The following is a 22,442-nucleotide window of genomic DNA, read 5'->3' as shown; positions in this document are numbered from 1 at the left end:
CGCAGCAATGCGGCACGGTTTGGTATTCTAGCCTTCAGACTGGTTCAGCCCTTGGCGTAGCCGATGCTTTGCAGGGCGTCCTTTATCTCATCCAGGATGGCCGGATCGTCGATGGTTGCGGGCATCTTGTAGGGCGTGCCGTCTGCGATATTGACCATGGTGCCGCGCAGGATCTTGCCAGACCGCGTCTTGGGCAGGCGATCCACCACCACGGCCAGTTTGAATGCCGCAACCGGGCCGATCTTTTCGCGTACCAGCTTCACGACCTCAGAGACGATCTCTTCGCCCGGGCGGTTGGTGCCCGCGTTCAGGCAAAGAAAGCCAACCGGCATCTGCCCCTTCAACTGATCACTAACGCCGATCACCGCGCATTCGGCAACATCGGGGTGCGAGGCCAGAACCTCCTCCATGCCGCCGGTGGACAGGCGATGGCCGGCCACGTTGATCACATCATCAGTGCGCGCCATGATATAGAGGTAACCATCCTCATCCTTCATGCCTGCATCGCCGGTTTCATAGTAGCCCGGGAAGGTGGTGAGGTAGCTTTTCTTGAAGCGTTCCTCGGCATTCCAAAGGTTCGGCAGGGTGCCCGGCGGCAAGGGCAGCTTCACCGCGATGGCGCCAAGTTCACCTGCAGGCATCGGATTGCCGCCCTCATCCAGGATATCCACCTCATAGCCCGGCATCGGCACGGCGGGCGAGCCAAGCTTGGTCGGCAGTTCCTCGATCCCCAGCGGGTTCGCAGCGATGGACCAGCCGGTTTCAGTCTGCCACCAGTGGTCGACCACCGGCACCTTCAGTTGATCCTGCGCCCAGGTGATGGTGTCGGGGTCAGCACGCTCGCCCGCCAGATACACCTGTTTCAGGCAGGACAGATCGTATTTACCGACGAATTCGCCCTTGGGGTCTTCGCGTTTCACGGCGCGGAACGCCGTAGGCGCGGTGAAGAAGCTCTTGACGTTATGCTCGGAAATCACCCGCCAGAAAGTACCCGCATCGGGGGTGCCCACAGGCTTACCTTCGAACACGATTGTGGTGTTGCCATGGATCAGTGGCCCATAGCAGATGTAGCTGTGCCCGACGACCCAGCCCACATCAGAGGCCGCCCAGAACACGTCGCCCGGATCTACGTTATAGATGTTCTTCATAGACCAGTTCAGTGCCACCAGCTGCCCGCCGGTGTGGCGGATCACGCCCTTGGGTTGCCCCGTAGTCCCGGAGGTATAGAGGATATACGCCGGGTGGTTGCCCTCGACCGGCACGCAATCGACCGGTTCGACCCCGTATTGGAAGCCGTGCCAGTTGACATCACGCCCTTCAACCAGCTCGGCAACCTCTTGTTCACGCTGGAAGATCACGCAGAAGTCGGGCTTGTGCGTGGCCAGATCAATGGCCCCATCCAAGAGCGGCTTGTAGTGGACCACTCGGCCCGGCTCCAACCCGCAGGAGGCAGCGATGATCGCCTTGGGAGTGGCATCGTCGATGCGCACCGCCAGTTCGTTTGCCGCAAAACCGCCAAAGACCACCGAATGCACCGCGCCGATACGGGCGCAGGCCAGCATCGCCTCAAGGGCTTCGGGTATCATCGGCATGTAGATGATGACCCGGTCACCCTTTTCAACGCCCTTGGCCCGCAGCGCGCCGGCCAGCGTGGCGACGCGGTTGCGCAGCTCGACGAATGAAATCTCGCGCTTGGTATGGGTGATCGGGCTGTCATAGATGATCGCCGTCTGCTCACCCCGTCCGTTTTCCACGTGGCGGTCAACGGCGTTGTAGCAGGTGTTGACCATGCCGTCGGCGAACCATTCATACAGCCCGCCGCCAAGATCGCTCAGCGCCCGGCTCGGAGCCTGGTCCCAGTCGATCGCTTTCGCGGCCTCCATCCAGAACCCCTCAGGATCCGATTTCCAGCTGGCATATACGTCTTGATACGACATGGCGTCCTCCTCGCTCCTCGATGCAAAAGAGTTATGCCCAAGCGATGCGCCCGAGCAAGCCGCCGAAGGAACGTGGCGTCACAGTGTAGCAGAAATTTGCAATTTCGGCCTGTTACGCCCTGCAAATATATGCAAACGCGGCGGAGCCTTACGTATTAAGGCGCAATTTCTGAAAATCTGCAAAGTTGCAAAGCCGATTTGGCTAAGGCCTGCCGCTACGCCTTCGAATCAATGCGCAGCACTCCACGCGTCAGGACGCCCATCTCGCGTTCCGCGCGGCATGCGCACAGCCCTGCCCGTTCCCGCAGCAAGTCGCAAAATGATCCCTGGTTTTGCCGCATATTCCCTTGCAACCCGACGCGCGGCGTCTAACCTGCCGGCAGGAGAATTACATATGACACAAAGCGATATCTGGCGTCTCAGCGCCACCGAATTGACCACCCAGACCCGTGCCGGGGACATTTCCGCCGAGGCTGCGGTTCAGTCCTCGATCGACCGCATGCAGGCCGCTAATCCCGCGCTCAATGCGGTGGTCGAAGACCTGAGCAGTGAGGCGCTGGAACGCGCCCGGACCCTCGATAAGGCACGCGCTGCAGGCGCTGCGCCCGGCCCGCTGCATGGGGTGCCGGTCACCATCAAGATTAACGTCGATCAGACGGGTCATGCGACCTCGAACGGGGTCACTGCGTTAAAGGATCTCATCGCCCCGGCGGATGCCCCGGTGGTCGAGAACCTGCACAAGGCCGGTGCCGTCGTGATTGGGCGCACCAATACGCCGGAGTTTTCATTCCGTGCCGATACCTACAACCCGCTGCACGGACGCACCTATAATCCATGGGGGCGGCATATTTCGCCGGGTGGCTCTTCTGGCGGCGCAGGTTCAGCCGTAATGGCCGGGATCGGCGCGCTGGGGCATGGCAATGATATCGGCGGCTCTCTGCGCTTTCCCGCTGCGGCCAACGGCGCGGTCACGGTGAAACCGGGCCTGGGCCGTGTGCCTGCCTGGAACCCCAGCCAGAAGGCAGAGCGCGGCATGTTGGCGCAATCCATGTCGGTGCAGGGTCTGATCACCCGTTCGGCCGAGGATCTGCATCTGGCAATGCCGACGATGATCGCCCCCGATGCGCGCGATCCCTTCCACGTCCCCCTGCCCTGGCGCGGGGAAGCCCCCGAAGGACCGATCAAGGTCGCCTTTACCCGCAATACCCATGGCTATGATCTGCACCCCGAGGTCGAGGCGGCGCTGCTGACCGCCCGCGATGCGCTGAGCGATGCCGGTTACGTGGTGGAAGAGGTCGAGCCGCCCAATGTGTTCGAGGCAGGCCGCAACGGCTATCGCGCCCTGATGGGCGAGGTCTACGCGATGATGAAAAAGGACGTGGATGCCGCCGGATCGCAAACCGTACGCGACATCTTCGAGGTCTACTTCCAGGAGTTCCCGCCTTTCATGGGCGATGAGCTGCTGCAGATGATGGCAAAACGCAGCCATTATGCGCGGGAGTGGTCCCTTTTCCAGCAGGACTATCCGCTCGTGCTGACCCCCTTCCTGCCGCAGCCCTTCTTCAAACCGGATCGCGACACCGAAGGCGCGGAAGGCGTGCACGAGGTGCTGGGCTGCGCGGTCTATTCCTATGCGATGAACTTCATGGGGCTGCCCGCAGGCTGCGTTCCCTCCCGGCTGGCGCAGCTGGAGCAAGGCCCGCAGCCGATCAACGTCCAGATCGTATCGCCGCGCTGGCGCGAAGACATGGCGGTCGATGCCTGCGCCGCGATCGAGGCTCGCGTTGGCCGTATGCATCTGCCGCTGTGGGAGATGATGGATCAGGGCTGACACAGCCTGCCCCAACCTTGAACACCTTTATAAAGGGGCGCTGCAAACCGCAGCGCCCCTTTTCACATCTCAGTCTTCTGGATCAGGTGAACTGCTCCGAGATCAGCCGCTCTTCCAGTCCGTGGCCGGGATCAAACAGGATTTTGTGCCGGATGCTTGTATCCGTCCGGATCTCCACCCAGTCGATATTCTCGAATGAGATTGAATCCGCTTCGGCCATCACCGGGCGTTTGTCGGCCTCCAGCACGTCAAAACGCACATTGGCGGTACTGGGCAGCAGCGCTCCGCGCCAACGCCGCGGGCGAAAGGCGGCCACCGCCGTCAGGGCCAGGACGTCGGCGCCGATGGGCAGAATGGGGCCGTGGGCAGAGTAGTTATAGGCGGTAGAGCCGGCGGGCGTGGACACCAGCGCCCCGTCGCAAACCAGCTCGGCCAGCCGCTGCCGCCCATCCACCGAAATCTTCAGCCGCGCCGCCTGTGGCCCGGCGCGGAGCAGCGACACCTCGTTGATCGCAAGCGCGTGGTGGATCTTTCCATCCCGGTCCATTGCCGTCATCGATAGCGGGTTGATGATTTCCTGTTCCGCTTCCCGCAGCCGATCGATCAGCGCCTCTTCGTGATATTCGTTCATCAGGAAGCCGACGGTGCCCCGGTTCATGCCATAGACCGGCGCGGGCAGATCGACGGTTTCGTGCATGGTGCGCAGCATGAAGCCGTCTCCGCCCAAAGCCACGATCACTTCCGCCTCCTGCGGCGGAACATTTCCATAGCGGTCGACCAAAGCCTTGAGCGCGATTTGCGCCACCTTGGCGGAGCTGGCCAGAAAGGCGATTCTCATGAAGCTATTCTCATTGGGGCCACCCTGAGGTCACGACTGGGGGCGCAGGGCGCGGAAATCTGTTTCCGGTGGTGCGCATTCGGTTCCGAAACAAGCACAGCTGCCCCACAAAGACCAGAGTGGCCGTTCTGCCGCAGGTAATAGTCGCTTTACGGGCTTTTAGATCGGCCGTGTTTCCGATAGGAAATCGCGCAATCCCACCTCCAACCCGACGGAGCCAGCATGACCGAGACCACCCGTGACCCCGGTTTTTTCACCCAGTCCCTCGCCGATCGCGATCCCGAACTGTATTCTTCGATCACTGACGAGCTGGGCCGCCAGCGCGACGAGATCGAGCTGATCGCATCGGAGAACATCGTTTCTGCCGCAGTGATGGAAGCACAGGGATCCGTGCTGACCAACAAATACGCCGAAGGCTACCCGGGGCGCCGCTACTACGGTGGCTGCCAGTATGTCGACGTGGCGGAAAACCTGGCGATCGAACGCGCCAAGGAACTGTTCGGCTGCGGCTTTGCCAATGTTCAGCCGAACTCGGGCAGCCAAGCCAACCAGGGCGTCTTCCAGGCGCTGATCAAACCCGGCGACACCATCCTTGGTATGGATCTCGCCTCGGGCGGTCACCTGACCCACGGCGCCGCGCCCAACCAGTCGGGCAAATGGTTCAACGCCGTGCACTATGGCGTGCGCCGAGACGACAACCTGATCGACTACGATCAGGTCGAAGCGATGGCGCTGGAGCACCAGCCCAAGCTGATCATCGCCGGCGGCTCCGCCATCCCGCGGGTCATCGACTTTGCCCGCTTCCGCGCAATCGCAGATAAGGTTGGTGCCTATCTGCACGTGGATATGGCCCACTTCGCCGGTCTCGTGGCCGCAGGTGAGCATCCCTCGCCCTTCCCGCATGCGCATGTGGTGACCACCACCACCCACAAGACCCTGCGCGGCCCGCGCGGCGGCATGATCCTGACCAACGATGCCGACATCGCCAAGAAGGTGAACTCGGCCATCTTCCCCGGTATCCAGGGCGGCCCGCTGATGCACGTGATCGCGGCCAAGGCCGTGGCGTTCGGAGAGGCGCTGCGTCCCGAGTTCAAAAGCTACCAGAAGCAGGTGCGCGCCAATGCCGTGGCCCTTGCTGATCAGCTGATCAAGGGCGGTCTGGACATCGTCACCGGCGGCACCGACACCCATGTGATGCTGGTCGACCTGCGCCCCAAGGGCGTGACCGGCAATATCGTGGACAAGGCCCTTGGCCGTGCGCATATCACCACCAACAAGAACGGCATCCCGTTTGACCCGGAAAAGCCGACCGTGACCTCGGGCATCCGCCTTGGCACCCCGGCGGGCACCACCCGCGGCTTTGGCGAGGAAGAGTTCCGTCACATCGCCGACCTGATCGTCGAGGTGATCGACGGTCTGGCCGCCAACGGTGAAGACGGAAACGAGGCGGTGGAAGAAGCCGTACGCGGCAAGGTCGCGGCCCTCTGCGCCCGCTTCCCGCTCTACCCGAACCTCTGATCCCAGAACGGTTCTTTATGCTTCCAGTGCCCGGCGCGATGACATCGCGCCGGGCATTTTCCTTGCCGAATGTCGGTTTATCGGGCAATGGATATTCCCAAGGCGGGGAGTAGCGCCTGACAGGACCGTCTCCGCCCTGCGCAGTTTGGTAACCATTTATTTTGTTTGAGATCTTGTAACATGGCGAATTTTCCCGCCGGTCCCAACCGCACCCGCCGCCTTGAACGCCGACTTGGCGATGCCATGCGGGCCCGCCTGCCCTTTGCCGTGGCGGAATTTGTTATGTTCGGTCTCAAGCAAGCTTGGGCTGCCATATTCGGAGCCTTGCTCCTGTTCGGCATTCTCTTCAGCAATCACATCTGGCAGCCGGACTGGGTGCTCGCGCGCTATGATGCGCTGCTGATGTACGCGCTGGCCTTGCAGGCGCTGCTTTTGTGGACCGGGATGGAGAGCTGGCGCGAAGTTCGCGTGATCCTGCTGTTTCACCTGACCGGCACCGCAATGGAGATCTTCAAGGTCCATATGGGCAGTTGGAGCTATCCGGGCGACGGTCTGTTCAAGATATATCAGGTGCCGGTTTTTTCCGGTTTCATGTATGCCTCGGTGGGCTCCTATATGGCGCGGGTCATCCGGCTATTCGACATGCGCTTTGCACCCTATCCGCCCTACTGGATGCCCCTTCTGCTTGCGGCGGCGATCTATGGCAATTTCTTCGCCCATCACTTCCTGCCGGACATGCGCGTCGCGCTTTTTGCGGCAACGGTGATCATTTTCCTGCGCACCCGTATCTGGTTCAGCATCGGCCATAACCGCTATTGGATGCCGCTCCCGCTTGCGGCCTTTCTATCCAGCTTCTTCCTGTGGTTGGCTGAAAACATCGGCACCGGCACGCGCACCTGGCTTTATCATGGGCAGGCTCCGACAGATTGGGTGAGCCTTGCCAAGATGGGGTCTTGGTATCTGTTGCTCTACGTAAGCTTTGCCACGGTTACCCTGGTTTTCCGCGAAGCGCTGAGCAACAAGCCGCTGTACGCCTCGCGTCCCCGTGTCAAAGACCCCACCGGCGCAGCAAAGGCGCCCTGGCTGCGCTAGACGAACCCGCGCCAGCGCAACACGAGGATCAGCAGCGCCACGACGGCCAGCAGGGAAAACGCCATGCTGCCCAGCATCTGCAACAGCCGGTCCTTGCGCCGCTCCGCCAGATTGATGCTGCGCAGATGGGCCGTAACCTCGCGGCTGGCTCCATGCAGCGCCGCCTGATCCAGCGTCAGGCTCAGCTTCGGATGCTCCAGCAGCGGCAGGGCTTCGGCCAGTCTCATCCCCTGTCGGTAGATCCGTCGCGGCAACTGCCGACGCGCCTTGCGTAGGGCCAAAGGCAGATCACCCGAGGCCTGCGTACGCTCGGCCAGCAGGCTGCGGATTTCTTCGATTTCCTCAAGGACGGTCTGTGACATCGTTCTGGGCTCCGGTCTGGCGGCGTCCTGCCTGCCAAGGCGCAACCTACCGCGTTCACATAGCTGGCTCAATGGGGCTGGCGCCGCTGCGCCATCGCGTTTATCACCTGCCCCCATGCTGAACACGATCCTGCACGGTACCCCGACTGACCGCCCGCCTCTTCTGATCGCCCACGGGCTTTATGGCTCGGCCCGTAACTGGGGCGTCATTGCCAAACGCCTGTCCGACGAGCGCCAGGTGATCGCAGTTGATATGCGCAACCATGGCAGTAGCCCTTGGAGCGACAGCCACAGCTATCCCGATATGGCCGAGGATCTGGCCGAGGTGATCGCGGCCCACGGCGGACAGATGGATGTGATCGGCCACTCCATGGGCGGCAAGGCCTCGATGATGCTGGCGCTGCTGCACCCGCAGGCGGTGCGGCGCCTGCTGGTCGCCGACATTGCCCCGGTCAGCTACACCCACAGTCAGATCCAGTTCATCGAAGCCATGCGGCAGGTGGATCTGGAACAGGTGACGCGTCGCTCGGATGCCCATGCACAGCTAGCCAAACTGGGTGTGGAACCAGCTTTGCAGAGCTTCTTCACGCAATCGCTTGATATTCAGGGAAAACGCTGGCTACTGAACCTTGATGCGCTGGCCAATCATATGCCCGACATCATGTCCTTTCCGCAGGTTGAGGCCAGCTGGGACGGGCTTGCGCTGTTTCTGTCCGGCGCCAATTCGGACTATGTGCTGCCGGAGCACAGGCCGCAGATCCGGGCCAAGTTCCCCAACGCGCGGTTCGCCAAGATTTCCGATGCCGGGCACTGGCTGCATGCAGAAAACCCGCGCGCCTTTGAACAGACGGCACGGGCCTTTTTCAACGCCTGAACAGGCTGTGTCATGATCCGGGCCACCCTGATCCTGGAACGGCCCGGATGATCGCGATTACATGCCCTTGTCGACCGGCTCTTCGATCGAGGCACCGGCTGCTGCCCAATCGGACAGGCCGCCGGTGTTGTAAACGGTTTCATAGCCCATATCCTTGAGCAGCTTGCCCGCAAGGGCCGCCCGGCCACCGCTCGCACAATGCAGCAAGATCGGACGATCCATCTTCAGGGTGTCGTCGTGGAACGGGCTGGCCGGATCGGCGCGGAATTCCAGCATGCCGCGGGGGATATGGTGCGACCCCCGCACCCGGCCATTGGCCGACAGTTCCGGCGCATCACGGATATCCAGCAGCAAGGCGCCTTGCTCCAGCAGTTTCTGCGCCTCTTCCACCGGCAGGCGCTCCACGGCGGCGTTGGCGTCTTGCATCATCTGTTGCAGAGTCAGGGGCATGACAGTTTCCTTTTCTTGATCAGCAGGTTCAGCCGCCCATCCATCATCGGCGGCTCCTCTCGCAGCACGCTACGCGCGAAGCCATCCGGGCGGCAACCCCGCAAAGGCCGCGCCTCAACCAGCCGTGATCGCCTCCCTGCCGAAAGTGTGCCCACGCCAACCGGAACAAGGTTGCCATGGGCCGGTTTCCTCAGCGCGCGCTGATCTTTTCCGGTTTCGCCATCCATTCGCGCCCCTTCAGCATGGCCTTCCAGTAGATCGGCGGCAGGATCTTCTCCTTCAGCAGCCAGGCTGTGCGCGAAGGCTTGGTGCCGTCCAGCAGGAACTTCGGGAAACTCGGCAGCATGGCGCCGCCATAGCCGAACTCGGCCAAGACGATCTTGCCACGCTCCACGGTCAGCGGACAGGAGCCATAGCCGTTGTATTGCGCGACCGGCGCCTTGCCTTCGATATCCGCCGCCAGGTTTTCCGCCACGATGGGCGCCTGAATACGTGCCGCGGCAGCGGTTTTGGCATTTGGTGCGTTCATCACATCGCCCAGCGACCAGATATTGTCATAGCTTGTGTGGCGCAGGGTGGACTGATCCACATCGACCCAGCCTGCGGCATCGGCTAGCGGCGACACCCGGATGAAATCCGGCGCCGTCTGCGGCGGGCAGACATGCATCATGTCGAACTCCATCTCGACCCGTTCGACCGGCGTGTCCGGCTTGGCCAAATCAAACCAGGCCTTGCGTGCCTCGCCATCGACCGCCACCAGATTGTGGAAGAAGTTCAGATGAGCGCCGTATTTCTTCACATAGCCTTCGAGCGCGGGCACATAGTCCTTGACCCCGAACAACACGCCACCGGCGTTGTTGAAATGAATGTCGATATCCTTCAGCACCCCGTTTCGCAGCCAGGCATCGCCCGACAGGTACATTGCCTTTTGCGGCGCCCCGGCGCATTTGATCGGCATCGGCGGCTGGGTGAAGATCGCCCGCCCCTTTTTCAGCCCCCGCACCAGCTCCCAGGTGTAGGGCGCCAGATCGTAGCGGTAGTTTGAGGTGACGCCGTTCTTGCCCAGCGTTTCGACCAGTCCTTCGACCTTGTGCCAGTCCAGTTTCAGCCCCGGACAGACGACCAGCCGGTCGTATTTCACCACCCGGCAGCCATCCAGAACGACGGCATCGTCCTTAGGCTCAAAGGCCGCGACCGCCGCCTTGATCCAATGCACATCCTTGGGGATCAGCGATCCCATGGTCCGCACCGTGTCTTGCGCGTCAAAGATACCGCCACCGACCATGGTCCAGCCCGGTTGATAATAATGGATATCCGCCGGGTCGATGATCGCGATATCAAGATCCGGCTTGCGGGATTTCAGGCTGGAGGCCACCGAGATCCCGGCCGCGCCGCCGCCGACGATGACCACGTCGAACCGCGCATCCGCCCGGTCGGTCGGCGTCTTGCCGCCATTGGCAATCCGGCGCACAACCCCGCCCATGTCATAGCCAGCCGCATTGGTCGTGGCGAGGATATCCGCAACGCTGAGCCGGTCGGCCTGCGACAGCGACCACAAGGTCGCCGAGCGGGTGCCCGAGCGGCAATAGGCCAGCACCGGCCCCGGCAACTCCGTCAGGGCCGCACCGAACCCGGCGGCATCCGCGTCGCTGACCTTGCCCGACACGATCGGCAGGTAGCGCGCCTCAAGCCCCAGCTTTTCAGCCGCAGCCTGAATTTCGTCAAAGGTGGGCTGATCCGCCCCCTCCCCGTCCGGCCGGTTGCAGATGATCGCCCGATACCCCGCATCGCGGATCGCGGGCAGGTCCGCGATGGTGATCTGCGGGCTGACCGACAGGCCGCTGGTCAATGTCTTGAAGTCCATGGTGTCTCCTCACGTCTGGTGGCGCGCGACCAGCAAAACCAGCCCGTGCAGCTCCCGAAAGTCAAATCACCGGACCTGACATCGGCAAACACTGCAGCCCCCTCTCACAAAACTACATTCATTTTATAAGTTTTAGCGCTACACCCGTCGGTGACTTAGTCACCAAAGCCGCAGATGCCGGACATCACCCCGGGGCATCACGCCTTTGCGGCGTCTTCCGCCAGGCTCAGCAGAGCCCCGCGATCCTGAATATGGACGCTTCCCCGCGCCTGCCGAATCCATCCGCGGCGCTGGAATTCCTGCAATTGCCGCGACACCACCTCGCGGGCGGTGCCCAGTTCGACGGCGAGCCGCTGGTGCGTGGTCTCGATCCGGTCATCGCCTTTGGAAATCTCCAGCAGCCGCTGCGCCAGCCGCACGTCCATCCGCTGGAATGCGATTTCATCGATCACCAGAAACAGATCGGTAATCCGCCGCGAAAAGGCGGTGAAGACAAAATTCCGGAACGAGGGTGACTGCGCCACCAGATCGTCAAAAACCAGACGTGGCACAGCGGCGGCCCGCACCTCGGTTTCCGCGATACCTTCGGCGGAATATTCCGCATAGCCCATCAGGCAGGCGGTGGTGAGAACGCAGCTTTCGCCACCGCCCACACGGTAGAGGACGATTTCACGGCCACTGTCCGACAAATGCTGAACCCGAACGGTGCCCTCCAACAGGAACAGCATATGCTCGGCCGTTTTGCCCGGCCCAAACAGAACAGTCCCCGCAGGCACATCGATCAGGGTGCTGCGCTGTAGCAGCACCTGTCTGGCCGGGGTTTCCAGCTGCGAAAGACCGGGAAACTGAACGACCCAATCCCGGCTTTCGCTCTCCGCCGTCACGTTGCGCTCTCAGGTCGGGGGTCCAGCGGCGCGATCCGGGCCAATAGGTCGTCCCTGTTCGAAGCGATATCTGCGATGGTCACTTCTTCCAGCACCGCCATGAAGGCCCGGGTAGCCTCCTGAATCTTTCGGGAGAGTTTGCAAACCCCCATCAGCGGGCAGGTATTCTTGTCGGGGTTGAAACACTCCACCACTTCCATCGGCCCCTCGGTCAGGCGCACCACATCCGCGACCACGATTTCGTGAGCAGGCCGCCCCAGACGAAAACCGCCGCCGCGCCCGCGCTGGGTCTGCAGGTAGCCCGCCTTGCCCAGTTCATGCACGATTTTCACCACGTGGGGGCGCGACAGCCCATGGATCTGCACCATGTCCTCGACCCGCACCAATGCGGGCGCCTTCAGCGCTGCCAACTGCAGGGAACGCAGTGCATAATTGGTATATCTGGTCAGTTTCATGATTGTCTCCCCGGCGCCGCAGGGTACGCAGCAGGGCCAGTATAGAACCGCAGTCAGGGCAGCGAAAGTGCGACCGCGGCGCACGTGTTCTCCCATTATCACAACGCGGCCAAACCGGCGCATCCGGCCTGAATAGCGAGGCCGGAAAATGCTGAGTGACATTAACTCTATTATTACAAGTTTTATGAAATTTGTGAGCCAGCACGTCACGCTGCATTCGAACAAACCTCGGACCAACAAGGCGCAATATGAACGACTGGACTTCCGGCTATGTGGCCGATCTTGATTACACACATGACTTTTTTCGCGAACTGGCGCCGTCCCACCTCGCCTTCTGCGCCGTCTCTCAAGGGAAGAAACACGGGCTGAACCGATCCAAGCTGACCTATTGTGAACTGGGCTGCGGTCAGGGGGTTTCGGCAAATCTGCTGGCAGCGGCCAACCCGCATATCGAATTCCACGCGATGGATTTCAACCCGGCTCATATGGTTGGCGCCCGGGCACTGGCCGAAGAAGCAAAGCTGGACAACATGCATTTCCACGAACAGTCGTTCGAATACTTCGCCAATGCGCCGGGCCTGCCCGAAACCTTTGACGTGATCGCGCTGCACGGGGTCTATAGCTGGGTCTCCAAAGAAAACCAGCAGCATATCCTCGACTTCCTATCGAAGCGGCTGAAATCCGGCGGCATGGTCTACATCAGCTACAACACGCAACCCGGTTGGGCGGCGGCCGTGCCCCTGCGCCGCATCCTGGTGGACCGCACGGCGCAAGGCAATGGTCCCCTAGCCGAGCGGATCAGCGATGCGATCCAGCACCTGGAACAACTGGATCAGGCCGGAGCGGGGTATATTTCCTCGAATCCGTCGCTGTCCGCATGGATTGAAAAGATCAAGAACATGTCGCCCAACTATCTTGCGCATGAGTATCTCAACAGGGACTGGACCCCGTTCCATTTCGCCGATGTGGCCAGCGACATGTCCCAGGCCAAACTGTCCTTCATGGCCTCGACCGATCCGATGGATCATCTGGACGAAGTGTCATTTTCCGCCGAGCAGCTGGCCCTTCTGAACGCGGAAACCGATCCGGTGCGCCGTCAGGGCCTGCGGGATCTTTTGCTGAACGAGCAATTCCGCACCGACCTGTTTATCCGGGGGGAACTGCCCCACACGGCACGCGGCGCCATCGGCGCCTGGTTTGAAACCACGCTGGCGCTGTCGCGCCGCTATGGCGGTGGGCGACTGACCTTCAAGGGGCGTCAGGGAGACCTGGCGCTGCAACCAGAGCAATACGCGCCGGTGCTGACGGCGCTGCAGGACGGCCCGCTAACGGTCCGCGATCTGCTGGATCAGGGCGCCTTCGGGCAAAACACATGGGAGGCCATCACCCGTATCCTGACCGTTCTGATCGGCGCAGGCCACATCACCCCCTGCTTGCCGCAGGAGGGTCTGGAAGAACGCGCCGCACATTGCCGCGCCTTCAATATCGCTGTGTGCAAACGCGCTGAAGACAGCGAAACCCTGCGTTTTCTGGCTTCACCCGTGACTGGCGGCGGCATCGAAATGGACAGGTTTGAACAGCTGTTCCTGCTGGCCCGCAGCGAAGGGCTGCAAACACCGAATGAGTGGGCCGAGCTTGCCTGGCAGATCCTCGCGCCGCAGGGCTATCGCCTGCACGCCGATGGTCGCATTCTGGAAACACCTGAGGAAAACCTTGCGGTTCTGCGGGTACGGGCCAACACGTTTGCAGCCCAGCGCCTGCCGCTCTGCGAAAGCCTCGGCCTCACGCTTGAGCCACCAATGCCGAACCCAGAGGCCCAGCCCCAGTCGCAGGCTGTCGCCTGACGGGGCCAACGGCTCCTACATATCCGACCTCCGGTAGCTGCCGGGGGTCGTACCCGTCCAGCGTTTGAAAGCGCGGTGGAAATTCGCGGCAGAGGCAAAGCCCACGTCCTGCGACACCGCCTCGATGCTCTTTGCCCCAAGTGACAGATCGCGGATGGCAATATCGCGCCGCAAACCGTCCTTGATCTCCTGAAACGAAGTGTTTTCGGCATCAAGACGCCGGATCAGCGTGCGGGGCGTCAGGTTCAGCGCACGCGCCGCATCTTCCAGATTGCAACTCAGCCGCTCTGATTGCAGCAGCAGCTCACGCACGCGCAACATCACCGCATGCTCCCGGAAGCTGGTAAAGATCCAGTCCCTCGGCGCCCGGATCAGAAACTCCTGCATCTCGGCCTCGCTGCGCGACACTGGCAGCCGGTCCAGCGTTCCGTCGAAGGTCAGCGAGGAACTCACCTCACCAAACCTGACCGGCGCGGGAAACAGGATCGGGTAATCCTCCGCAAACTCAGGCTTTTGGAAGGCAAAGCTGACCTCCCGCAGCGGCAATTCTCGCCCCGCCACCCATGAGGCAATCCCATGGGCAAGCTTTAGCAATAGCATATGGCCGAACCTGTTCTGGCCGCCATCACCCTGCGGCTCCAGAACAATCTGCAGCCTGTCCTCCCCGGTCTCAAGCCGCACGCGGCAATCATCCAGGACCAGATTCCAGAACGAGCTAAAGCGAAACAAGGCCGCCGAAAGCGACGACGCCCCGAGTACCGAGGTGCAGAGCAGTTTCAGCGCCCCGGACCGGACCGGGCGGCTCCACAACCCCATCATTTCATCGCCGGTTTCACTGGCCACCAACTGGTAAAGCCGCACGATCTGGTCATGGGTGACACGCCCCAACGGCTGCGCCGCATCATCCAATCCGATCTGATCAAGGAATCCTGCAAGCTGGCCCGGCGCGCAATGCACCCGCAAGGTCGACAGCCAATCTTCGAGAAAGGCCCGCGATACCGTCGGCAGGATCAGTGCGCCCTGCGCATGTTCCGGGGGGAGCGGCGACATGGTATTTGTCACTTTTAGCAAGTTTCGCGTCCGCAGAGGATATAGACCACACTCAGACCAATGTCTATCTGGCGGGAATGGCAACCGCTAAAGAAAGGCCGCCCCATGACATTTGATGCCCCGGTCAAAGACATGATTTTCAATATCCAGCATCTTGCGGGATGGTCAGAGGTGACCAGCCTGCCTGCCTATGACGGGCTGGAACTCGAGGATGCGGCGGCTGCCCTCACCGAACTTGCGCGGTTCACGGCCGAAGAGATTGCCCCGCTCAACGCACCCGGCGACCAGTCCGGCGCACGTCTTGAAAATGGCCGGGTGATCCTGCCCGATGGCTTTACCGAGGCCTATGGCAAGTTCGTCGAAATGGGCTGGCAAAGCCTGCCCCACCCGGAGGATTTCGGCGGTCAGGGCCTGCCCCGCGCCGTCGGCGCCGCCGCTACGGAAATGCTGAACGCCGCCAACATGAGCTTTGCCCTTTGCCCCCTGCTGACCGATGGCGCGGTCGAGGCGCTGCTGACAGCCGGGTCAGAGGAAACCAAGGCGATCTATCTTGAAAATCTGGTGTCCGGCAAATGGACCGGCACCATGAACCTGACCGAACCGCAGGCCGGCAGCGATCTGGCCCTGTTGCGCAGCCGCGCCGAACGGCGGGACGACGGCACCTATGCGATCACCGGCACCAAGATCTTCATCACCTATGGTGAGCATGACATGGCCGAAAACACCATTCATCTGGTGCTGGCCCGCACGCCGGATGCCCCCGCAGGCGTCAAAGGCATCAGCCTGTTTCTGGTGCCGAAATATATGGTCAATTCCGACGGCACCCCGGGCACGCGCAACGCCGTGAACTGCGCCAGCATCGAACACAAGCTGGGCATCACGGCCAGCCCGACCGCAGTCCTGAACTTCGAAGGCGCCACCGGCTTTTTGATCGGCGAAGAAAACTCCGGGCTGCGCTACATGTTCGAGATGATGAACTCCGCCCGCTATGCCGTTGGTCTGCAAGGGGTTGCCATTGCCGAACGCGCCTATCAGCAGGCTGTCAGCTTCGCCCGAGAACGCATTCAATCAAGCCCGGTCGATGGCTCCAGCCGCGAGGCGGTGGCAATCATCAACCACCCCGACGTCCGCCGGATGCTGATGCGCATGCGCGCAGTGACCGAAGGCGGCCGAGCGATGGCGGCCTTCACCGCCCGCTGGCAGGATCTGGCGAAACATTCCGCCAGCGGCGAAGAGCGCGCTGCAGCCACCGCAATCTCGGAGTTCCTGACACCGCTGGTCAAAGGTTTCTGCACCGAGATGGGCGTCGAGGTCGCCTCGACCGGGGTGCAGGTGCACGGCGGCATGGGCTTTATCGAGGAAACCGGCGCGGCCCAGCACTACCGCGACGCGCGCATCCTGCCGATCTATGAAGGCACCACCGCGATCCAGGCCAATGATCTGGTGGGCCGCAAGACACTGCGCGATGGCGGCGAAACCGCGCTGCGGCTGGCCGGGATGATTGCGCAGACCGAGACGGATCTGGCGCAAGGCTCTGCCGAGGCGAAATCGGTCGGCGCGCGGCTGTCCGATGCGCGGCAAGCCTTTGAGGCTGTGGTTCACCACATGGCCGCAACCGGCAAGGAAGATCCCAAGGCGGCCTTTGGCGCCGGGGTCCCCTATCTGATGCTGGCGGGCAACCTGGTGGCAGGCTGGCAGCTGGCGCGCTCCCTGATGGCTGCCGAAACCGCATTGCAGGCAGGCGAGGACCCGGCCTTCATGCAGGCCAAGATCGCCACGGCACGCTTTTACGCTGATCACATCCTGAACGATGCCGGGACGCAAGCTGACCGGATCCTCAATGGCTCGGACAGCCTGCTGGCTGCGGTGCTCTGACCTCCCCCAATCCCTGGCAGGTGGCCCTAGGGGCCGCCGCCCTTTTCCCACATTTTCCGAAAGGACATCCCCATGACCGTCGAAATCGACATCTCCCGTTTCACCAACCTGGCCATTAACGCGCAGGAGGATGGCGTCTGGGTGGTGACACTCAACCGGCCGACCAAACGCAACGCGCTGGATATCGACACCATCGAAGAACTGGTTGAGTTCTTCTCACTGGCGCCGCGCGCTGGGGTCAAGGCAGTGGTGCTGGCCGGGGCTGGCGATCACTTCTGCGCGGGTCTCGACCTCATTGAACACCACGACGAAGACCGCAGCCCGGCCGATTTCATGCACGTCTGCCTGCGCTGGCACGAAGCCTTCAACAAGATGGAGTACGGCGGCGTTCCGATCATCGCAGCCCTGCAGGGCGCGGTTGTTGGCGGCGGGCTGGAGCTGGCCAGCTCGGCCCATATCCGGGTGATGGACCAGACCACCTATTTCGCCCTACCCGAAGGTCAGCGCGGCCTGTTCACCGGCGGCGGCGCCACCATCCGAGTCACCGATCTGGTCGGCAAATCCCGCATGATCGACATGATGCTGACCGGCCGGGTCTACAAAGGCCAGGAAGCCAGCGATCTGGGCCTTGCGCAATATATCGTCGAAGGCTCCAGTCTGGACAAGGCGATGGAACTGGCCCGCCGCGCTGCCGAAAACCTGCCCCTGTCGAACTTTGCCATCTGTTCGGCCGTCAGCCACATGCAGAACATGTCGGCGCTGGATGCAGCCTATGCCGAAGCCGTGGTGGCCGGCGTGGTGAACACCCAACCAGACGCGCGCGCGCGTCTGGCGGCCTTTGCCGACAAAAGCGCCGCCCGCGTGCGCCCCGACAGCTGATCTCAGCCGTCCTTTGGAACTATTGGTCCGGGCGGCTCCGCCCGGACCGCATGCCTCCCGGCCGACGCGTGCCGACGAGCGACGAATGCGCGCAGCTCGACAGAGAGCACATCGCAGCAGCTGGTGTCTCACAAGTTGAAATCCCCCCGCTACGACAGACCAACTGTCTGTTCCGACGTTAAAATTCGGTACCACTTGCCCCAATCCGTCCACGGAACCCCCGGTTTCTGTAGGACATCCGGGACTATTTGCTCTAAATTGATCATCATAAATGCCTTGAACTTCACCTCGCCACCGGGTCCAAAGCCGTTGCTCGTTGGGAGAAGACAAGATGACCGCGATCGAAGGGTTTTACAGGGCCGAATTCATGACACCAGAGCACCACGGGTTCGGTGTTCTGGCCATCGCGGGTGGAACCGCCCGCGGGGGCGACTCGATCATGTCCTACGTTGGCAGTTGCGACTGCTCCGGCGGTGATGTGACCCTTGACCTGGAGGTCTGCCGCCATTCGCATCTGGGACAAATGCAGCCGATTTTCAAAACGGACTGCTGCACCCTGTGCATCACGGGCAAGCAGATCGAAGGCGGCCGGATCGCTGGCACCGGACACAGCCCCGAAGCCCCTGACATTCCGTTCAAGCTGATCCTGACCAAGCTGCGCGATTGACAAGGCGACGCAGCGCGCGTTGCGCCAGCGCCGTAATGCAGTGACCCGCGAACGCCGGATCGCAAATAGGTGTCTTGCCTCCCCCGCGACGCGTTGATAGGCAGCGCCACGAAATCCGGTCGCAGCCTACCCGGATACCAAAACAAGGGCCCAACATGAAAACACTTGTCATCTGCTCAGGCGGACTCGATTCCGTGTCGCTTGCGCATATCGTCGCCGCGGAGCGTCAGCTCACCCGGCTTGTTTCCTTTGACTATGGCCAGCGCCACCGCAAGGAACTGGACTTTGCCGCCGCTGCCGCGCAGCGCCTTAATGTCCCCCACCACCTGATCGACATGCGCCCCATCGGCGCCGCGCTGACCGGATCGGCGCTCACCGACGACATCGACGTCCCCGACGGTCATTATGCCGAAGAAACGATGCGCATCACCGTCGTGCCAAACCGCAACGCCATCATGCTCGCCATCGGGTTCGGCGTTGCCGCCGCCAACGGGGATGAGGCCGTCGCCACCGCCGTACATGGCGGCGATCACTTCATCTATCCCGATTGCCGCCCCGGGTTCACCCGCGCGTTCGAAACCATGCAGAAAGCCGCGCTAGACGGCTATGCCGACGTGGATCTCTACACGCCCTTTGTGGAACGCAGCAAAGCCGACATCGTCGCCGATGGCGCCCGCCACGGCACCCCCTTTGCCGAGACCTGGTCCTGTTACAAGGGCGGCGATCTGCACTGCGGGCGCTGCGGCACCTGCGTCGAGCGCCGCGAGGCCTTTCACCTCGCCGGGGTCGCGGATCCGACAGCCTATGCCGACCCGGACTACTGGCTTTCCGCCATTGCCGGAAAGGAGGGGCGCTGATGTTCCGCATCCGCAAGGAGTTTCATTTCTCCGCCTCGCATCAGCTTTCCCATCTGCCGGACGACCACCAATGCGCGCGCCTGCATGGGCACAATTACATCGTTGTGGTGGAACTGGCCGCCGAGGCACTGAACGATGACGGGTTCGTGCGCGATTACCACGACCTGAAACCGCTCAAGACCTACATCGACGAGACCTTCGATCACCGGCACCTGAACGACGTGCTGGATATGCCCTCGACGGCTGAAAACATGGCGCGCCATTTCCATGACTGGTGCGCGGCCCGCTGGCCTGAAACCAGCGCGGTTCTGGTCAGTGAGACGCCAAAAACCTGGGCTGAATACCGGCCATGACCCTGCGTATTGCCGAGATTTTCGGCCCCACGATCCAGGGCGAAGGCGCCCTGATCGGTGAGCCGACCGTATTCGTACGCGCAGGGGGCTGCGACTATCGCTGCAGCTGGTGCGACAGCCTGCACGCGGTGGACAGCGCCTATCGCCACACCTGGACACCGATGAGTGACGCGGAGATCTGGGACGAGGTTCTGCGCCTGTCAGGCGGGCAGGCCCTGACGGTCTCGCTCAGCGGCGGAAACCCCGCGATCCAGGACTTCGCCCCGCTCATCACGCGCGGCCGGGCGGCGGGCTACCGGTTCGCCTGCGAAACGCAAGGATCGGTGTCCCGCCCCTGGTTCGGCGCGCTTGATACGCTGGTGCTCTCCCCGAAACCGCCCTCAAGCGGTGAGAGCGTCGACTGGGCAGCCTTTGCCGCCTGCGTAAAGGCCGGGCAGAGCGCCCGGCAGGTGGTTATGAAGATCGTTATCTTTGACGAGGCTGATTATTCTTGGGCCAAAGAGGCCCATGCGCGCCACCCGGACCTGCCACTTTACCTGCAACCGGGCAATCCCGATGTGGATCCGGACTCCCCTGTGGATCCACAGGATCTTGCAGACCGGTTGGAGTGGCTGACCGAACGCGCCATGACAGATGGCTGGTTCACCCCCCGTATCCTGCCGCAACTGCATGTCCTGATCTGGGGCAACAAGCGCGGCGTCTGACCGATTGGAGTTTTCCATGACAAACGATATCTACAGCAATCTCAAACAGCTGGGCGGCGAAACCCGTATTCCCACCAGCCCCGAAGAGGCGGAACTGGAGCGGGTGCCCAACCCGCAGGCAGATGTGGACTACAACGTGCGTTTCACAGCGCCGGAATTCACTTCGCTCTGCCCGATGACCGGACAGCCGGATTTTGCCCATCTGGTGATCGACTATGTGCCCGGCGACTGGCTAGTGGAATCAAAATCGCTGAAGCTGTTTCTGACCTCCTTCCGCAATCATGGTGCCTTTCACGAGGACTGCACAATCTCCATCGCACGTCGGCTGGTGGATTTTCTTGATCCCAGATGGCTGCGCATCGGCGGCTACTGGTATCCGCGTGGCGGCATTCCGATTGATGTCTTCTGGCAAACCGGCCCACTGCCTGAGAGCGTGTGGATCCCGGACCAAGGCGTGCCGCCCTATCGCGGACGGGGTTGATCGCCTAGCGGCAAACAACACAACAATCCACCTAGGGGGCGTCAGGCCTGACGCCCCAGCCAATCGCGACGATTAGGGAAAAGACATCGCGCAAGGCCGCAATTGCGTCACCGGGTCGCTATGGCCAATGGTTGGCCAGCCGCCGGTGAGAATTCACCCGAACCAGATCTCCCCAGCAGATTTCCGAGATGGCGACGCTATGCGCAGACGCATCGCCATGCGAGAACTGGCCTGAAAACTTTTCTGCCGCGCAGAGATGATTTTGCCATACAAACGAAGGGGGAATGGTGGGTGATGAGAGACTCGAACTCCCGACATCTTCGGTGTAAACGAAGCGCTCTACCAACTGAGCTAATCACCCGATGAAGCGGGATTTAGAGAAATCCCCGTGGCAGCGCAAGAGCTTCCTCGCGTTTTTTGTCACAAAAATTCGCTCAGCGTAAAACCGTTTCACGGCCCTGCTCCAGAACATAGACGCAGCCCTGTCCATTCGACAATTTTGCCTGCTCCGATCTGTCCAATCCGCATATGATTCCGCGCATCACCTGCCCCAGAAGACCATGCGCCACCACGACCGAAGGCGCACTGAGCGTTTGCAGGAAATCCAGTGTCCGCGCGTGGAAGCGCTCGTACCCCTCACCGCCGGGCGCCGCGCAGAACATATCCAGCGGCGTGGTGTTCCGCGCAAAGATATCCGGGTAGTCCTGCTCCAGATCCACCAGCCGGTGGCCCTGAAAATCACCGGCGTGAACTTCGGCCAGACGGGCGTCCGTGGTAAATGCGCGACCTGCCAGAGCGATCTCTGCGGTCTGCTGCGCCCGGCCCAGAGGCGAGACATAGCACGGCGGGTTTTCCGCATGCAGAATCGGCTGCATCAATTCGGCCTGACGCTGCGCATGTTCCAACCCCAGCGGGCTGAGACGGGACTCCAACTGCCCCTGAACGCGGCGCTCGGCGTTCCATTCGGTCTGCCCGTGGCGCAATAGCCAGATTTTGGGATACTTGCTCATGTAATGCTGCCTCATTTTCTTACCGAGCGAGGCGCCCCGGCCTGCCCGCTGTTGGAGGCAAGATGGGGGAATTTCCGGGGTCTGTCCATCCCAACGCGCGCAACAGTCCCCCTGCACGCTACCTAAAGCTGAGCGAGGGCGCCGTCTTCCTTGACCGCCTGCATCGCCACATAGGTCGAAGTCGAGGCCACATGCGGCAGCGAGGAAATCTTCTCTCCCAGCACCGCGCGATAAGCCGACATCGAATGGGTGCGCACCTTCAAAAGGTAGTCGAAATGGGAGGCCATCAAATGCACCTGCTCAATCTCCGGGATCCGCGCTACGGCAGCGTTGAATTTCGCAAGCGCCGCCTCGCGGGTGTCTTCCAGCTTGACCTCGACAAAGGCGACGTGATCAAGCCCCAGTCGGATCGGATCCAGCAAGGCCCGATAACCGGTAATTATGCCTTCGGCCTCCAGCCGTTTCAGCCGGGTCTGGGTTGGCGATTTGGACAGGCCGATGCGGCGGGCCAGATCCGCAACCGAAATCCGGCCATCCTCGCCCAGCACATGCAGAATCGCGCGGTCATACCCATCAAGATCGCTATAGTTCAATTGCCCCTCCTAGAGCGCAAATTT

The 22,442-nt window shown here is 61.9% G+C and carries 22 protein-coding genes and 1 tRNA gene; 12 read left to right on the top strand and 11 right to left on the bottom strand.

The features are described from left to right. Nucleotides 1-44: 44 nt before the first annotated feature. Nucleotides 45-1,937 (bottom strand): propionate-CoA ligase PrpE, encoded by a 1,893-nt coding sequence (gene prpE / locus SM766_RS04825; protein WP_274828444.1) that lies wholly within the window; start codon nucleotides 1,935-1,937, stop codon nucleotides 45-47. A 394-nt stretch (nucleotides 1,938-2,331) separates the two neighbouring features. Here prpE and SM766_RS04820 point away from each other — a divergent pair, with 394 nt between their 5' ends. Beyond that, entirely contained in the window at nucleotides 2,332-3,768 is a 1,437-nt protein-coding gene (locus SM766_RS04820) for an amidase family protein (RefSeq protein WP_368947094.1), read from the top strand. Between the two features lie 82 nt (nucleotides 3,769-3,850). Here SM766_RS04820 and SM766_RS04815 read toward each other — a convergent pair whose 3' ends face one another. Then, the gene (locus SM766_RS04815) at nucleotides 3,851-4,606 is read right to left on the bottom strand and encodes an NAD kinase (protein WP_274867155.1); all 756 of its coding nucleotides are present in this window, start codon (nucleotides 4,604-4,606) and stop codon (nucleotides 3,851-3,853) included. 222 nt (nucleotides 4,607-4,828) lie between these two features. Between SM766_RS04815 and glyA the strand changes: the two genes are divergently transcribed. Further along, nucleotides 4,829-6,124: a serine hydroxymethyltransferase gene (gene glyA / locus SM766_RS04810; RefSeq protein WP_274834205.1), complete on the top strand. Its 1,296-nt coding sequence runs from the start codon at nucleotides 4,829-4,831 to the stop codon at nucleotides 6,122-6,124. A 180-nt stretch (nucleotides 6,125-6,304) separates the two neighbouring features. Beyond that, nucleotides 6,305-7,216: a DUF817 domain-containing protein gene (locus SM766_RS04805; RefSeq protein ID WP_490363347.1), complete on the top strand. Its 912-nt coding sequence runs from the start codon at nucleotides 6,305-6,307 to the stop codon at nucleotides 7,214-7,216. Here SM766_RS04805 and SM766_RS04800 read toward each other — a convergent pair. Continuing rightward, nucleotides 7,213-7,578, bottom strand: a complete 366-nt coding sequence (locus SM766_RS04800; RefSeq protein ID WP_065270651.1) for a hypothetical protein — start codon at nucleotides 7,576-7,578, stop codon at nucleotides 7,213-7,215. The two genes, SM766_RS04805 and SM766_RS04800, sit on opposite strands and share 4 nt — an antisense overlap. Nucleotides 7,579-7,693: 115 nt before the next feature. On the opposite strand from SM766_RS04800, the gene SM766_RS04795 reads away from it, so the two are divergent. Next, nucleotides 7,694-8,452, top strand: coding sequence for an alpha/beta fold hydrolase (locus tag SM766_RS04795; protein ID WP_368947093.1), 759 nt, complete (start codon nucleotides 7,694-7,696; stop codon nucleotides 8,450-8,452). Between the two features lie 57 nt (nucleotides 8,453-8,509). Here the strand turns inward: SM766_RS04795 and SM766_RS04790 are convergent, their stop codons facing one another. The 4 genes from SM766_RS04790 to SM766_RS04775 form a co-directional block, all read right to left on the bottom strand. Further along, on the bottom strand, nucleotides 8,510-8,902 hold the full coding sequence (locus tag SM766_RS04790) for a rhodanese-like domain-containing protein (protein WP_065270653.1): 393 nt from the start codon (nucleotides 8,900-8,902) through the stop codon (nucleotides 8,510-8,512). A gap of 190 nt (nucleotides 8,903-9,092) precedes the next feature. After that, nucleotides 9,093-10,766, bottom strand: coding sequence for a bifunctional protein tyrosine phosphatase family protein/NAD(P)/FAD-dependent oxidoreductase (locus SM766_RS04785; protein WP_368947092.1), 1,674 nt, complete (start codon nucleotides 10,764-10,766; stop codon nucleotides 9,093-9,095). Between the two features lie 197 nt (nucleotides 10,767-10,963). After that, nucleotides 10,964-11,650 (bottom strand): Crp/Fnr family transcriptional regulator, encoded by a 687-nt coding sequence (locus tag SM766_RS04780; RefSeq protein WP_368947091.1) that lies wholly within the window; start codon nucleotides 11,648-11,650, stop codon nucleotides 10,964-10,966. Further along, nucleotides 11,647-12,105: an Rrf2 family transcriptional regulator gene (locus SM766_RS04775; protein WP_274838774.1), complete on the bottom strand. Its 459-nt coding sequence runs from the start codon at nucleotides 12,103-12,105 to the stop codon at nucleotides 11,647-11,649. The genes SM766_RS04780 and SM766_RS04775 overlap by 4 nt, the downstream gene beginning before the upstream one ends. Nucleotides 12,106-12,353: 248 nt before the next feature. Between SM766_RS04775 and SM766_RS04770 the strand changes: the two genes are divergently transcribed. Beyond that, on the top strand, nucleotides 12,354-13,949 hold the full coding sequence (locus SM766_RS04770; RefSeq protein ID WP_368947090.1) for a methyltransferase regulatory domain-containing protein: 1,596 nt from the start codon (nucleotides 12,354-12,356) through the stop codon (nucleotides 13,947-13,949). A 15-nt stretch (nucleotides 13,950-13,964) separates the two neighbouring features. Here the strand turns inward: SM766_RS04770 and SM766_RS04765 are convergent, their stop codons facing one another. Continuing rightward, nucleotides 13,965-14,999 carry an AraC family transcriptional regulator gene (locus SM766_RS04765; RefSeq protein WP_368947089.1) on the bottom strand — a complete coding sequence of 345 codons (1,035 nt, stop codon included), beginning with the start codon at nucleotides 14,997-14,999 and terminating at the stop codon, nucleotides 13,965-13,967. A gap of 105 nt (nucleotides 15,000-15,104) precedes the next feature. Between SM766_RS04765 and SM766_RS04760 the strand changes: the two genes are divergently transcribed. The 7 genes from SM766_RS04760 to queF all read left to right on the top strand — a co-directional run bounded on the left by SM766_RS04760 (nucleotide 15,105) and on the right by queF (nucleotide 20,815). Then, a complete protein-coding gene (locus SM766_RS04760; protein WP_368947088.1) occupies nucleotides 15,105-16,874 on the top strand; it encodes an acyl-CoA dehydrogenase family protein in 1,770 nt (589 codons plus the stop codon). A gap of 72 nt (nucleotides 16,875-16,946) precedes the next feature. Then, a complete protein-coding gene (locus tag SM766_RS04755) occupies nucleotides 16,947-17,753 on the top strand; it encodes a crotonase/enoyl-CoA hydratase family protein (protein ID WP_368947087.1) in 807 nt (268 codons plus the stop codon). A 331-nt stretch (nucleotides 17,754-18,084) separates the two neighbouring features. After that, nucleotides 18,085-18,420 (top strand): hypothetical protein, encoded by a 336-nt coding sequence (locus SM766_RS04750; protein ID WP_274867163.1) that lies wholly within the window; start codon nucleotides 18,085-18,087, stop codon nucleotides 18,418-18,420. Between the two features lie 155 nt (nucleotides 18,421-18,575). Next, a complete protein-coding gene (queC, locus tag SM766_RS04745) occupies nucleotides 18,576-19,277 on the top strand; it encodes a 7-cyano-7-deazaguanine synthase QueC (protein ID WP_368947086.1) in 702 nt (233 codons plus the stop codon). Next, on the top strand, nucleotides 19,277-19,630 hold the full coding sequence (gene queD, locus SM766_RS04740; RefSeq protein ID WP_368947085.1) for a 6-carboxytetrahydropterin synthase QueD: 354 nt from the start codon (nucleotides 19,277-19,279) through the stop codon (nucleotides 19,628-19,630). Before queC ends, queD begins: the two co-directional genes overlap by 1 nt. After that, nucleotides 19,627-20,334 carry a 7-carboxy-7-deazaguanine synthase QueE gene (gene queE / locus SM766_RS04735; protein ID WP_368947084.1) on the top strand — a complete coding sequence of 236 codons (708 nt, stop codon included), beginning with the start codon at nucleotides 19,627-19,629 and terminating at the stop codon, nucleotides 20,332-20,334. The genes queD and queE overlap by 4 nt, the downstream gene beginning before the upstream one ends. A 16-nt stretch (nucleotides 20,335-20,350) precedes the next feature. Continuing rightward, complete coding sequence (queF, locus tag SM766_RS04730) at nucleotides 20,351-20,815, top strand: preQ(1) synthase (protein WP_065270662.1); 465 nt, start codon at nucleotides 20,351-20,353, stop codon at nucleotides 20,813-20,815. A 285-nt stretch (nucleotides 20,816-21,100) separates the two neighbouring features. Here queF and SM766_RS04725 read toward each other — a convergent pair. The 3 genes from SM766_RS04725 to SM766_RS04715 form a co-directional block, all read right to left on the bottom strand. After that, nucleotides 21,101-21,176: transfer RNA gene (locus SM766_RS04725), tRNA-Val, on the bottom strand. A gap of 73 nt (nucleotides 21,177-21,249) precedes the next feature. After that, a complete protein-coding gene (locus SM766_RS04720; RefSeq protein WP_368947083.1) occupies nucleotides 21,250-21,825 on the bottom strand; it encodes a histidine phosphatase family protein in 576 nt (191 codons plus the stop codon). A 122-nt stretch (nucleotides 21,826-21,947) separates the two neighbouring features. Next, nucleotides 21,948-22,418 (bottom strand): Lrp/AsnC family transcriptional regulator, encoded by a 471-nt coding sequence (locus tag SM766_RS04715; protein ID WP_274828426.1) that lies wholly within the window; start codon nucleotides 22,416-22,418, stop codon nucleotides 21,948-21,950. Nucleotides 22,419-22,442: the final 24 nt, after the last annotated feature.

It is taken from the genome of Pseudophaeobacter sp. A-200-2 (assembly GCF_041008815.1).
GTDB classification, from domain to species: domain Bacteria; phylum Pseudomonadota; class Alphaproteobacteria; order Rhodobacterales; family Rhodobacteraceae; genus Phycobacter; species Phycobacter gallaeciensis_A.
The sequence above is the reverse complement of the archived record's forward strand: the minus strand, read 5'-3'. Positions and strand labels throughout refer to the sequence as shown.

Coding starts and splice junctions, on each gene's coding strand:
- prpE (WP_274828444.1), bottom strand. CDS start 1,937: ATGTCGTATCAAGACGTATATGCCAGCTGGAAATCGGATCCTGAGGGG.
- SM766_RS04820 (WP_368947094.1), top strand. CDS start 2,332: ATGACACAAAGCGATATCTGGCGTCTCAGCGCCACCGAATTGACCACC.
- SM766_RS04815 (WP_274867155.1), bottom strand. CDS start 4,606: ATGAGAATCGCCTTTCTGGCCAGCTCCGCCAAGGTGGCGCAAATCGCG.
- glyA (WP_274834205.1), top strand. CDS start 4,829: ATGACCGAGACCACCCGTGACCCCGGTTTTTTCACCCAGTCCCTCGCC.
- SM766_RS04805 (WP_490363347.1), top strand. CDS start 6,305: ATGGCGAATTTTCCCGCCGGTCCCAACCGCACCCGCCGCCTTGAACGC.
- SM766_RS04800 (WP_065270651.1), bottom strand. CDS start 7,578: ATGTCACAGACCGTCCTTGAGGAAATCGAAGAAATCCGCAGCCTGCTG.
- SM766_RS04795 (WP_368947093.1), top strand. CDS start 7,694: ATGCTGAACACGATCCTGCACGGTACCCCGACTGACCGCCCGCCTCTT.
- SM766_RS04790 (WP_065270653.1), bottom strand. CDS start 8,902: ATGCCCCTGACTCTGCAACAGATGATGCAAGACGCCAACGCCGCCGTG.
- SM766_RS04785 (WP_368947092.1), bottom strand. CDS start 10,766: ATGGACTTCAAGACATTGACCAGCGGCCTGTCGGTCAGCCCGCAGATC.
- SM766_RS04775 (WP_274838774.1), bottom strand. CDS start 12,105: ATGAAACTGACCAGATATACCAATTATGCACTGCGTTCCCTGCAGTTG.
- SM766_RS04770 (WP_368947090.1), top strand. CDS start 12,354: ATGAACGACTGGACTTCCGGCTATGTGGCCGATCTTGATTACACACAT.
- SM766_RS04765 (WP_368947089.1), bottom strand. CDS start 14,999: ATGTCGCCGCTCCCCCCGGAACATGCGCAGGGCGCACTGATCCTGCCG.
- SM766_RS04760 (WP_368947088.1), top strand. CDS start 15,105: ATGACATTTGATGCCCCGGTCAAAGACATGATTTTCAATATCCAGCAT.
- SM766_RS04755 (WP_368947087.1), top strand. CDS start 16,947: ATGACCGTCGAAATCGACATCTCCCGTTTCACCAACCTGGCCATTAAC.
- SM766_RS04750 (WP_274867163.1), top strand. CDS start 18,085: ATGACCGCGATCGAAGGGTTTTACAGGGCCGAATTCATGACACCAGAG.
- queC (WP_368947086.1), top strand. CDS start 18,576: ATGAAAACACTTGTCATCTGCTCAGGCGGACTCGATTCCGTGTCGCTT.
- queD (WP_368947085.1), top strand. CDS start 19,277: ATGTTCCGCATCCGCAAGGAGTTTCATTTCTCCGCCTCGCATCAGCTT.
- queE (WP_368947084.1), top strand. CDS start 19,627: ATGACCCTGCGTATTGCCGAGATTTTCGGCCCCACGATCCAGGGCGAA.
- queF (WP_065270662.1), top strand. CDS start 20,351: ATGACAAACGATATCTACAGCAATCTCAAACAGCTGGGCGGCGAAACC.
- SM766_RS04720 (WP_368947083.1), bottom strand. CDS start 21,825: ATGAGCAAGTATCCCAAAATCTGGCTATTGCGCCACGGGCAGACCGAA.